Raw genomic sequence first — 10,932 nt, forward strand, 5'->3', positions numbered from 1 at the left:
GAGACGCGACCGGGGGGGGCCGCGGGGTCCTGAGCCGGTACGTGGGCGGCCAGGCCGCCGCGGGCGGGGGCGCCGCGCCGGTCCGACCTGTGGCGCGTGCCCATCAACAAGGTGCTGCTCCAGCACCCGGAGCTCGACGACGACGAACTGACCCGGGTGGCCCGCGGGGTCGTCGGCCACATGGTCAACGTGACGATGGCGGGGGAGCACACCGTGGAGCTCCAGCCGCCGGGCGTCAGCAAGGCGAGCGGGCTGGCCCGGGCGGCGCACGCGCTGGGCGTCGGCCCGGAGTCGACGATCGCCTTCGGCGACATGCCGAACGACGTCCCGATGTTCGCATGGGCGGCGCACGGGGTCGCGATGGCCAACGCCCACCGCGAGCTGGTGGCCGTGGCCGACGAACTGACGCTGTCCAACGAGGAGGACGGCATCGCGGTGGTCCTGGAGCGCCTCTTCGCCTGACGGGTCAGCCCGCGGCGCGCGGCAGGCGGCGCTCCCACGTCCGGTGGAAGACGACCTCCTCGCCCTCCCGGCACACGAGCTCGTTCGAGGTCACGAAGCCGCCCTCGTCACAGGAGATCTCCGAACGGGTCTCCACCCGCACGTCCCAGGCCGGCTCGGACCGGTGCAGCCGGATCCGCCAGTCCGAGCGGGTCCGGGCCGACAGCGGGTCCGCCGAGTCGATCTCGTACACCTCCAGCGCGTCCTCGCCGTACTCCAGGCCGTCCGGGTACATCCGCGTCCCGCCGTACCGGGGGTCGACCTCCAGTCGCCACCGGCCGCGCGCGACGTCCCGCACCACCAGCCGCTCCGGCCGCGGCTCGTCCAGCGTCGCCGGGTACGACACGCCGAGCGGCTCGGCCTGCTCCGGCGGCTCGAACGCGATCCCGCCGCCGTCCCCGGGATCCGCGGACGAGCGGACCGGGAGGACCAGCGCGCTGCCCGCCGGGTCCAGGGTCCAGCCGGCCTCGGAGCCGGCGCGCGGCCAGATCCAGGGCCAGTACGCCGAGGACAGCGCGAGCCGGATCCGGTGGCCGGCCGCGAAGCGGTGCCCGATGCCGTTCAGCTCGAAGACGACGTCCTCGTACGCGCCCACCGGCCACGGCACCGCCTTGTCCCGGCCCAGGCGGGCGGAGAGGTTCAGCGCGCCCCGGGTGACCAGCGTCGAGGAGCCGTCGGGCGCCACGTCGCACAGCCGGGCCACCACCTGGCCGTACGGGACGTCCATCCGCAGCCGGGCCGTCACCTGTGCACGGCCCAGGACCTCCACCGGTTCGCGGCCCACCGGGAACTCGAAGCAGGCGGACTTCGCGTCCTCCTCCCGCTGGTCGGGCGGCAGGTCCGCGGAGTTGCCGAACGGGAAGAACCGCCCCGCGTCCAGCCCCGTGTGCTGCGGCGACGCCACGGCCACCGGCGCGCCCTGGAGCGCGTACGTGACCGGCGTGACCGCGGGGGAGGGCCAGGCGGCGTCCCCGACCCAGCGGCCCGGCAGCACCTCGTACGTGGTCGCCGGCGGATGGGACTCCGAGATCCACGAGCGCAGCAGGGGCTCGTCCATCACCCCGTTGTCGGCGCCCTTCAGCCAGTGGTCCCACCAGCGCAGCGTCTCCTGGAGGAACCCGATCGACGGGCCGGGCGGCAGCCCCCGGTCCGGGTACTGGTGCGACCACGGGCCGATCAGCCCGCGGACCCGGCCGGCGGGCAGGTGGGAGACCAGCCGCAGGACCGTGTCCCGGTACGGGTCGTGCCAGCCGCCGACCGCGAGCACGGCCGCGCCGATCGCCGGGTAGTCCTCGCAGACGCTGCCGTGGCGCCAGTAGCCGTCCCGCGTCTGGTGCGCCAGCCAGGTGTGGATCAGGGGTTCGACGGCTTCCAGCCGGGCCAGCCACTGCTCGCGCCAGCCGTCGCCGGCGAACAGCGGGTCCGGCGGGCGGGCCGCGAAGGCCAGCATGGTCGCCGCCCACGCGTGCATGTCCACGGCGAGCACGGAGCCGCCCATGTAGTGGACGTCGTTGTCGTACCGGTCGTCCGTCGAGCAGACCGTGACGACGGCCTTGAGGGCCTCGGGGGCCAGTGCCGCGACCTGGAGGGAGTTGAACCCGCCCCAGGAGATCCCGAACATCCCCACCGACCCCGTGCACCACTCCTGCGCCGCCAGCCACTCCACCACCGCGACCCCGTCGGCCAGTTCCCGCGCGTCGTACTCGTCGCCCGGATCGCCGCCGCTGCAGCCGTGGCCCCGTACGTCCACCCGGACCGAGGCGTAGCCGTGGCCCGCGTACCAGGGGTGGCGCTGCCAGTCGCGCGGCGCGGTCCAGTCGGTCAGCCGGTACGGCAGGTACTCCAGCAGGGCCGGGACGGGCCCGTCCGTCACGGGGCGCCAGATCCGGGCGTACAGCTCCACGCCGTCCGGCATGGGGATCCGGACGTCCTCGTGGGCCGTCGGGTACGGGAACTCGGTACGGATGATCATGCGGAACCGCCTCGTCGCCTCGTTCGCCTCAGTGGACGGGGTGCATCGTGCGCCGTATCCGCGGCGCCGGCGCGATCATGGCCGGGGCGATCGCCGGGACGAGCGTCAAGAGGTCGACGAAACGGCCCGTCAGCCGGCGGACGGCGGCCGGAAGGGTGGCGGGCGCGCCCGCGGCGAGCAGGCCGGCGGCGAGCACGGCACGGTACGAACCGAGGATCCGCTCGGCGAGCCAGCCGCCGGGGGCGGGGACGGGGTGGACCATGGTCCCGTCGGCCGGCGGCCGGCCCGCCTCCGGGGCGACCGGCGCCGCCGGCTCGTCGATTGCCATGCCAGTTCTGGACAAAATGCATTCTCCGGTTGTTTCGGCTCCTCACGAACATACCGGTGCGCATCGGGCGGCGCCCGGGTGGCGACATGACGGGCGCTCTCGGTGATCGAAAACAGACCGGATACGCTGGCTTGAGTGAAGGCAGCGACACATCGACAATCCAGGTGATCGTCACCGTGATCGTCAGCAGACAGGAGTACCCCTCGTGACCGTCGTCGGGCCGTTCGGACTGAGCGTGCGGGACCAGGCTCTTGAGACCGATGTCCAGGCCGGACTGGCCGCCGTCGAGGCGGGTCTGCTGGAGGCCACCAAGAGCGAAGTCCCCTTCATCACCGAGGCCGCACAGCACCTGCTCCGGGCCGGCGGCAAGCGGTTCCGGCCGCTGCTCGTGATGCTCGCCTCCCGGTTCGGCGATCCCTACGCGCCCGGAATCGTGCCCGCCGCGGTCGTCGTCGAGCTCACCCACCTGGCGACGCTCTACCACGACGACATCATGGACGAGGCGGACGAGCGCCGCGGCGTGGCCAGCGCCAACGCCCGCTGGGGCAACTCGGTGGCCGTCCTGACGGGTGACTTCCTGTTCGCCCGCGCCTCGCACATCCTGGCCGACCTCGGGCCGGAGGCCGTGCGCATCCAGGCCGAGGCCTTCGAGCGGCTGGTGACGGGCCAGATCCTGGAGACCGCCGGCCCGCGCGACGGCCGCGACCCGGTCGCCCACTACCTCGACGTCATCGCCGGCAAGACCGGCTCGCTGATCGCGGTCTCCGGCCGGTTCGGCGCGCTGATGTCCGGCGCCGACGAGTCGGTCGTCGACATCCTCACCCAGTACGGCGAACGCCTCGGCACCGCCTTCCAGCTCGCCGACGACCTCCTCGACATCGCCTCCGACGCGCACGAGTCCGGCAAGACCCCGGGCACGGACCTGCGCGAGGGCATCCCCACGCTGCCCGTACTGCTGCTGCGCCAGATGGCGGCCCAGGGCGGCGACCCCGACGACCTGGAGCTCGTGCGCCTCCTGGACGGCGACCTGACGGACGACGCCCGGCACGCGGACGTGCTCGCCCGGCTGCGGGTGCACCCCGCCCTGGAGCAGGCCCGCCGCGACACCATCCGCTACGCGCAGGAAGCGCGCGCCACGCTCGCGCCGCTGCCGGAGTGCTTCGCGAAGTCGGCGCTCGAAGAACTGTGCGACGCCGTGGTGCACCGCGCCGGCTAGGGCGCGGCCGGACGCGCGCCGGGTACGGACCGGGTGCGCGCCGGGTGCGGGCCGGCGGGCCCGGATCCGCCGTACGGCAGAGGCGAGGGCCCTGCGTCCCCTACGGGTGGTGGACGCGGGGCCCTCGTCGTGTCATCCCTGGGGCGTACGCCGAGTTGAGCCCGGGGAGTGACGCCCCGACCCCCTCCCCTTTGGTCAGATGGAGACACACCAGAACGGGTGACAAAGAGGTAGGGCAGACATGGCAACGAACGCAAAGACCCGCAAGGCCGCCCGGTACGCCGTACCGGTAGCGGTGGCGGGTGTGGCCGCCGCGACCGTGGCGATGGTCCCGGCCTTCGCGAACTCCGGCGGCCCCGACCTGCCGAAGGTGACGGCGCAGCAGCTCATCGAGAAGGTGGCCGCCTCCGACGTGCAGCAGCTGTCCGGCAGCGCGAAGATCAGCACCGACCTGGGGCTGCCGACCCTGGCGAGCGGTCTCCTCGGCGGTGGCGGGGGCGTCACCGGCGGCTCGGCCAACCCCGAGGACAAGATCGCGCAGCTGGCGAACGGCACGAACACCGTGCGGGTCGCGGCCGACGGCCCGGACCGCCAGAAGCTCACGTTCGTGGACGGCAAGGACGAGTACAGCCTCATCCACAACGGCGCCGACGTCTGGGGGTACGACAGCAAGGCCAACGAGGTCTGGCACGAGAAGAACCCCGAGGGCGCCGCCCCCGGCAAGGACGGGAAGAAGACCGCGGACCGGCTGGGCGGCGCCTCGCCCCAGCAGCTCGCACAGGACGTGCTCAAGGCCGCCGGCCCGACCACGGACGTCAGCGTGGGCGAGACCGCACAGGTGGCCGGCCGGGACGCCTACCAGCTGGTGCTGAAGCCGAAGCACAGCGGATCCACGATCGCCTCGGTCAAGATCGCGGTGGATGCCAAGAACGGCGTGCCGCTGCGCGTGCAGGTCCTGGCCACCGAGGGCGGCAAGCCGATCGTCGACGCCGGGTTCACCAAGGTGGACTTCGGCAAGCCGTCCGCCGACACGTTCGCGTTCACCGCGCCCAAGGGCGCCAAGGTGACCGAGGGCGCGGCCGAGGGGGCCAAGGGCGGCGACCACGGCAAGCGGTTCAAGGGCCTGGAGTCCCTCCCCGGCCTCGACGCCCTGACCGGCGGCGCGGCCGGCAAGGCCGGCAAGGACGGCAAGGGAGACACGAAGGTCCTCGGCGAGGGCTGGTCGGCCATCGCGCGCATCGACACGGGCGCCGGCAAGGGCCTCCAGGACCTCGACAAGGCGGCGGGCGACAAGAACGCACCGAAGGAGGCCAAGCAGTTCCTCGACTCCCTCGGGGGCAAGGTCACCGGCAAGTTCGGCGAGGGCCGGGTCTTCAAGACCCGCGTGGTCAACGCCCTGATCACGGACGACGGCAAGGTCTACGTCGGCGCGGTCACCAAGGACGCGCTGGTGCAGGCGGCCAACGCCAACAAGTAACGGCACCGTCCGGAGGGTGGGCGGGGACTGTGTCCCTGCCCACCCTTCGGCCGTTCCGGCTCCCTGTACAGCAAGCCCGCTGTACGGTGAAAAGCATGTCGAGACATGTGACCATCCGCCTGGACGAAGAGTTCCACGAGCGCCTCAAGGCACGCGCGGCGGCGCTGGGCACGACGGTCACCGCGCTGATCACCGAGGTAACGGAACGCGAGCTGGACGAGGACCGGAAGAACTTCCTTTCCGGCATCGAGGAGTTCGCCGACCACTGGGGCTACTTCCAGGAGCGGTTCGGCAATTGAAGATCACCATGGAGTGGGCCTGGACCGCTCTGGCCCACCATCTCCCGTCAGATCCCGCCGTGTGGGATCCCTCCGGGGTGGCCGCCGCGGTCGCCCGGCACCAGAACGACCTCGTCCTGGTGCCCGAACAGCCCGCCCCGGACACCGCGTGGCGGGCCGCCGCGTTTCTGCACACCCTCGCGGTGTGCCCGGCGCTGGAATCGCCGATGAACGAGTTCTACGCGGCCGCCGCCACGCGCTCGTACCTGCGCGTGGCGGGGGCCAGGCAACTTCCCTCGCCGGAGGACCTCGGCGACCTGGTGGAGGCGGCGAAGCTGGGCCGCGCCGACATCGCAACGGTCGCCGAGGAGCTCCGCACCCTCATACGGGAGCCGCTGACGGTCCCGCCGTCCCAGGGCCGGACGGCGTCCTAGGGCCGGAAGCGTCCGAGGGCCGGACCGGGCCTAGAAGGTGATCTTCCAGCTGTTGATGTAGCCGGTGTCCTGCGCCGCCGCGTCCTTGACCTGGAGCTTCCAGACGCCGTTGGCCACCTCGCCGGAGGCGTTCACCGTGTACGTCTGGACGAGGTTGTCGGCACTGCCGCCGCTGCGGTTGTGCAGGTTGTACACCGTGCCGTCGGGGGCGACCAGGTCGACCACCAGGTCACCGCGGTAGGTGTGGACGATGTTCACGTCGACCTTGGTGGTGGCCGGCGCGTTGCCCGTGACCCCGGAGACCGTGATGGGCGAAGTCACCGCGGCCCCGGGGGAGTCCGGGATGTTCACGTCCGCGGTGTTCTCGAACGACTGGCCCGGCGGGACCGGGGTCGCCGCGCCCAGGTTCCAGACCGCGTACGCGATGGCGTCCGCATTGCGGTCCAGGGCGGTGTCGTTGATGTTCGCCGAGGTGTCGCACGAGGCGTGGTAGCAGCGGTCGAAGGCCTGCCCGGACGTGCCGCCCCACTTCTGCGCCTGCGCCGCCGTCTTCGTGTAGTCGGCGCCGGAGAACAGACCGCCGACCGGGATGCCCGCGCTCTTGAACGGGGCGTGGTCGGAGCGGCCGTCGCCCTCGGTCTCGATCTCCGTCGGGATGCCGATCCCCGCGTAGTAGTTCTTGAACGTCTGCTCGATGGTCGGGTCGTCGTCGTAGACGAAGTAGCCCGGGTTCGGCGAGCCGATCATGTCGAAGTTCAGGTAGCCGGAGATCTTCGCCTTCTCCGCGCTCGGCAGGTTGTTCACGTAGTACTTCGACCCGACCATGCCGAGCTCCTCCGCGCCCCACCAGCCGAACCGCAGGTGCTTGGTGGGCTGGAGCTGGGCGCGCGAGACGGCCAGCGCCGTCTCCAGGACGGCCGCCGAGCCGGATCCGTTGTCGTTGATACCGGGGCCCGCGGTCACCGAGTCCAGGTGCGAGCCGGACATCAGGACCGAGTTCGGGTCGCCGCCCGGCCAGTCGGCGATCAGGTTGTAGCCGGTCGCGCCGCTGCTCGTGAAGGTCTGCAGGGTGGTGGTGAATCCGGCCGCGTCGAGCTTGGCCTTCACGTAGTCGATCGAGGCCTTGTAGCCCGCCCGGCCGTGGGCGCGGTTGCCGCCGTTGGCGGTGGCTATGGACTGGAACTGCGCCAGGTGCGCCTTGACGTTGGCGACCGGGATGTCGGGCGGTGCCGGCGCCGCGGCCACCGCCGTGGGGGCGGCGAGTGCGGCGGGGGCGGTGGAGGCGAACAGGCCGGCGACCGCGATCGCGGTCACGGCGGCCAGACGCCGGGAGACGGACAGGCTCATGTGGGGGACTCCGGAATTCCGTTGGGGATTGAACGGAACGTGCGGGGTGGCGCAAGTGAGCGATCGTGCGTCAGTGCGAGCCTGATGTTGAGTGCAGGCGTGACGGCCCGTCAAGACCGAGAACCGGTCAGGATGGTTCGGAAAACGGACGGCCCCCGCCACGGGGGTTCCGTGGTGGGGGCCGTGAGCGGTATGAGGCGCTCGGCGCGGTGCCGGTGGTCTACGCGGGCTCGGGTTCCGGCGCGGGCGCCGCCGACGCGGCCGGCCCGGCGGCGCGGGCCGACGCGAGCCGGGCCGCCTCGGCCCGGGTCTTGCGGGCCGTACGCAGCGCGTCCCAGGTCAGCAGCGCGAGCGCGGCCCAGACCAGGGAGAACCCGGCCCAGCGCTCGGGCGGCATCGCCTCGTGGAAGTACACGACGCCGAGCGCGAACTGGAACACCGGGGCCAGGTACTGCAGCAGCCCGAGCGTGGACAGCGGGACCCGGATCGCGGCCGCCCCGAAGCAGACCAGCGGGATCGCGGTGACCAGTCCGGTCGAGGCGAGCAGCGCGGAGTGCCCGAGGCCTTCGGAGGCGAAGCTCAGCCGGCCCTGCGTCCCCAGCCACAGCAGGTAGCCGAGGGCGGGCAGGAACAGCAGTGCGGTCTCGGCGGCGAGCGATTCGACCCCGCCCATGTTCAGCTTCTTCTTGATCAGGCCGTACGCCGCGAACGTGAAGGCCAGCACCAGCGAGATCCACGGCGGCCGCCCGTACCCGATGGCGAGCACCAGCACGGCGGCCACGCCGATGCCGACCGCCGCCCACTGCGCGCGGCGCAGCCGCTCACCGAGGACCAGCACGCCGATCGCGATGGTGACCAGCGGGTTGATGAAGTAGCCCAGGCTGGCCTCGACGACCGCGCCGTTGTTGACGGCCCAGATGTACAGGCCCCAGTTCACGGAGATCACCGAGGCGGCCAGTGCGGTCAGGCCGAGCTTGCGGGGCTGCCGGAGCAGCTCCCGTATCCAGCCCCAGCGGCGCATGGCCAGCAGCAGTATCCCGACCACGCCCAGCGACCACACCATGCGGTGGGCCAGGATCTCGATCGCCCCGGCCGGCTTGAGCAGCGGCCAGAACAGGGGGACCAGCCCCCACATCCCGTAGGCGCCGAATCCGTAGAGCAAACCCGCGCGCTGCTCGTTCTCCGCTTTCACGGGAGCCTCCAGTCACATTCCGGCCAACTTTCACGAAGGTAGCGCCGGAGGAGCCGGATGTCATGCCCGTAGACAGGAGATACTCATGACACGTTCGAGGACTTGGGGAGCCGGGACCCGGCCGCGGGACCGGTCCCGGCGCCGGCTCGGGCTCGGGCTCAGGCCAGGGCGGAGGCGATCGCCTGCGCCACCGGGGTCGTCGGGCGGCCGATCAGCCGGGACAGGTCTCCGCCGGTGTGGGCGAGCCGGCCGCGGGAGATCGCCGCGTCCACGTCGACGAGGATCGCGGCGAAGCCCTCGGGGACCCCGGCGCCGGTCAGGATCGACAGGTGCGCCTCGGCCGGCACCTCGCTGTACGCGACCTCCTTGCCGGCCTGGGACGCGACCTCGGCCGCGTACTCCGCCAGGCTCCAGGCGGTGTCGCCGGAGAGCTCGTAGACCCGGTTCAGGTGGCCCTCGCCGGTCAGCACGGCCGCGGCCGCGGCCGCGTAGTCCGCCCGCGCGGCGGAGGCGATGCGGCCCTCGCCCGCACTGCCGACGACCGCGCCGTGCTCCAGGACGGTGCCCAGGTGGCCGGTGTAGTTCTCGTGGTACCAGCCGTTGCGCAGGAAGGTGTGGGGCAGGCCGGAGTCGAGGATGGCCTGCTCGGTGACCTTGTGCTCGGCGGCCAGGTCGAAGTCGGCCTCGGGGCCGCCGAGGATCCCGGTGTAGGCGAGCTGGGCGACGCCCGCCGCCTTCGCGGCCTCGACCACGGCGAGGTGCTGCGGCACCCGGCGGCCGACCTCGCTGCCGGAGATCAGCAGGACGCGGTCGCCGGCGCGGAAGGCGGAGGCCAGGGTCTCGGGGGCGTCGTAGTCCGCGACGCGCACCTCGATGCCGCGCTCGGCCAGGTCGGCGGCCTTCTCCTGGTTGCGGACGACGACGGCGACGCGTTCGGCGGGGACCTGCTTCAGCAGCTCCTCGACGACGAGGCGGCCGAGGGCTCCGGTGGCTCCGGTGACGACGATGCTCATGGGGTGCGCTCCTTGCGTTTCGGGGTGTGTCACCACCCTAGGGAGAGCGCTAACCTTTCGTAAGTACCCACTTCAAAGTAAGGTACTGGTATGAAGGTGAGTAACCAGCCGATCGCCGGTCCGCCGACGGGCAGCGCACCGATCGCCGACGCACCGCGGGTCAACGCGCCGATGTGCCCGTCCCGCGGGGTCCTGGAGCACGTCACCAGCCGCTGGGGCGTCCTGGTCCTGGCCGCCCTCGTCGAACGCTCGTACCGGTTCAGCGAACTGCGCCGGGAGGTGGGCGGTGTCAGCGAGAAGATGCTGGCCCAGACCCTCCAGACGCTGGAGCGCGACGGGTTCCTGCTGCGCGACGCCAAGCCCGTGATCCCGCCGCGCGTGGACTACTCGCTGACCGAGCTGGGGCGCGAGGCCGCCGAGCAGGTCTGGGCCCTCGCCCGCTGGACCGAGCGGCGCGTCCCCGAGGTCCAGGCGGCGCGCACCGCGTACGACGAGGCCCGGAGCTCCTGAGGAACTCCGGGCCGGGAACTGCGGGCCGGGAACTGCGGGCCGTCGCCGCCGGTGGCGCCGCTGCCGTGCGCCGGCCGCTAGCCGACGACCGTCCAGGTGTCGTTTCCGGCGAGGAGCGTGCTGAGGTCGCCCTTGCCCTTGGTGTCGACGGCGGTCTCCAGCTGCTCCGCCATGAGCGTGTCGTAGACGGGCCGCTCCACGCTGCGGAAGACCCCGATGGGCGTCTGGTGCAGGGTGTGCGGGTCCGCCAGCCGGGACAGGGCGAACGCGGTGGTCGGGCCGGCGCCGTGCGCGTCGTGGACCAGGATCCGGGACTCGTTCTCCGGGGTCACCGTCACGACCTCCAGTTCCCCGGTGGCCTGGTCGCGGACGACGCCCTTGTGCCCGTCGGCGCCGAAGCGGATCGGCCGCCCGTGCTCCAGCCGGATCACGGCCTCCTGCGCCTGCACGTTGTCCTTGAGGACCTCGAAGGCGCCGTCGTTGAAGATGTTGCAGTTCTGGTAGATCTCCACGAGGGCGGTGCCCTGGTGGTCGGCGGCGGCCCGGAGCACCTCGGTCAGGTGCTTGCGGTCGGAGTCGACGGTGCGGGCGACGAAGGTGGCCTCGGCGCCGAGGGCGAGGGAGACGGGGTTGAAGGGGGCGTCGAGGGAGCCCATCGGCGTGG

At 72.3% G+C, this 10,932-nt stretch carries 10 protein-coding genes and 2 pseudogenes; 6 read left to right on the plus strand and 6 right to left on the minus strand.

Annotated elements, in window-relative coordinates; translation table 11 throughout:
• Nucleotides 1-75: 75 nt before the first annotated feature.
• A pseudogene (locus ACFXA3_RS21595) lies at nucleotides 76-462 on the plus strand (HAD family hydrolase); the annotation flags it as partial.
• A gap of 4 nt (nucleotides 463-466) precedes the next feature.
• On the opposite strand, the gene ACFXA3_RS21600 reads toward ACFXA3_RS21595, so the two are convergent.
• Nucleotides 467-2,473 (minus strand): CocE/NonD family hydrolase, encoded by a 2,007-nt coding sequence (locus ACFXA3_RS21600; protein ID WP_385188984.1) that lies wholly within the window; start codon nucleotides 2,471-2,473, stop codon nucleotides 467-469.
• Nucleotides 2,474-2,501: 28 nt separating this feature from the next.
• Nucleotides 2,502-2,801 carry a hypothetical protein gene (locus ACFXA3_RS21605; protein ID WP_385188986.1) on the minus strand — a complete coding sequence of 100 codons (300 nt, stop codon included), beginning with the start codon at nucleotides 2,799-2,801 and terminating at the stop codon, nucleotides 2,502-2,504.
• A gap of 205 nt (nucleotides 2,802-3,006) precedes the next feature.
• On the opposite strand from ACFXA3_RS21605, the gene ACFXA3_RS21610 reads away from it, so the two are divergent.
• The 4 genes from ACFXA3_RS21610 (at nucleotide 3,007) to ACFXA3_RS21625 (ending at nucleotide 6,206) form a co-directional block, all read left to right on the plus strand.
• Entirely contained in the window at nucleotides 3,007-4,017 is a 1,011-nt protein-coding gene (locus ACFXA3_RS21610) for a polyprenyl synthetase family protein (protein ID WP_385188987.1), read from the plus strand.
• 241 nt (nucleotides 4,018-4,258) lie between these two features.
• Nucleotides 4,259-5,494, plus strand: coding sequence for an outer membrane lipoprotein carrier protein LolA (locus ACFXA3_RS21615; protein ID WP_385188989.1), 1,236 nt, complete (start codon nucleotides 4,259-4,261; stop codon nucleotides 5,492-5,494).
• A gap of 95 nt (nucleotides 5,495-5,589) precedes the next feature.
• On the plus strand, nucleotides 5,590-5,793 hold the full coding sequence (locus ACFXA3_RS21620) for a ribbon-helix-helix domain-containing protein (RefSeq protein ID WP_225884906.1): 204 nt from the start codon (nucleotides 5,590-5,592) through the stop codon (nucleotides 5,791-5,793).
• On the plus strand, nucleotides 5,790-6,206 hold the full coding sequence (locus ACFXA3_RS21625; protein WP_385188990.1) for a hypothetical protein: 417 nt from the start codon (nucleotides 5,790-5,792) through the stop codon (nucleotides 6,204-6,206). The genes ACFXA3_RS21620 and ACFXA3_RS21625 overlap by 4 nt, the downstream gene beginning before the upstream one ends.
• 30 nt (nucleotides 6,207-6,236) lie before the next feature.
• Here ACFXA3_RS21625 and ACFXA3_RS21630 read toward each other — a convergent pair whose 3' ends face one another.
• From ACFXA3_RS21630 to ACFXA3_RS21640, 3 genes are all read right to left on the minus strand, one after another.
• Nucleotides 6,237-7,553, minus strand: coding sequence for a M28 family metallopeptidase (locus ACFXA3_RS21630; protein WP_385188991.1), 1,317 nt, complete (start codon nucleotides 7,551-7,553; stop codon nucleotides 6,237-6,239).
• Between the two features lie 220 nt (nucleotides 7,554-7,773).
• Entirely contained in the window at nucleotides 7,774-8,745 is a 972-nt protein-coding gene (gene rarD / locus ACFXA3_RS21635) for an EamA family transporter RarD (protein ID WP_385188993.1), read from the minus strand.
• Nucleotides 8,746-8,903: 158 nt separating this feature from the next.
• Nucleotides 8,904-9,758: an SDR family oxidoreductase gene (locus ACFXA3_RS21640; RefSeq protein ID WP_385188995.1), complete on the minus strand. Its 855-nt coding sequence runs from the start codon at nucleotides 9,756-9,758 to the stop codon at nucleotides 8,904-8,906.
• Between the two features lie 171 nt (nucleotides 9,759-9,929).
• Between ACFXA3_RS21640 and ACFXA3_RS21645 the strand changes: the two genes are divergently transcribed.
• The gene (locus ACFXA3_RS21645) at nucleotides 9,930-10,268 is read left to right on the plus strand and encodes a winged helix-turn-helix transcriptional regulator (protein WP_385188996.1); all 339 of its coding nucleotides are present in this window, start codon (nucleotides 9,930-9,932) and stop codon (nucleotides 10,266-10,268) included.
• A 77-nt stretch (nucleotides 10,269-10,345) separates the two neighbouring features.
• Here the strand turns inward: ACFXA3_RS21645 and ACFXA3_RS21650 are convergent.
• Nucleotides 10,346-10,932 (minus strand): annotated as a pseudogene (locus tag ACFXA3_RS21650) (2-oxoacid:ferredoxin oxidoreductase subunit beta); the annotation flags it as partial.

Origin of the sequence: Streptomyces sp. NPDC059456, assembly GCF_042750055.1 — a bacterium.
Taxonomy (GTDB): domain Bacteria; phylum Actinomycetota; class Actinomycetes; order Streptomycetales; family Streptomycetaceae; genus Streptomyces.

Coding starts and splice junctions, on each gene's coding strand:
- ACFXA3_RS21600 (WP_385188984.1), bottom strand. CDS start 2,473: ATGATCATCCGTACCGAGTTCCCGTACCCGACGGCCCACGAGGACGTC.
- ACFXA3_RS21605 (WP_385188986.1), bottom strand. CDS start 2,801: ATGGCAATCGACGAGCCGGCGGCGCCGGTCGCCCCGGAGGCGGGCCGG.
- ACFXA3_RS21615 (WP_385188989.1), top strand. CDS start 4,259: ATGGCAACGAACGCAAAGACCCGCAAGGCCGCCCGGTACGCCGTACCG.
- ACFXA3_RS21620 (WP_225884906.1), top strand. CDS start 5,590: ATGTCGAGACATGTGACCATCCGCCTGGACGAAGAGTTCCACGAGCGC.
- ACFXA3_RS21630 (WP_385188991.1), bottom strand. CDS start 7,553: ATGAGCCTGTCCGTCTCCCGGCGTCTGGCCGCCGTGACCGCGATCGCG.
- ACFXA3_RS21640 (WP_385188995.1), bottom strand. CDS start 9,758: ATGAGCATCGTCGTCACCGGAGCCACCGGAGCCCTCGGCCGCCTCGTC.
- ACFXA3_RS21645 (WP_385188996.1), top strand. CDS start 9,930: ATGTGCCCGTCCCGCGGGGTCCTGGAGCACGTCACCAGCCGCTGGGGC.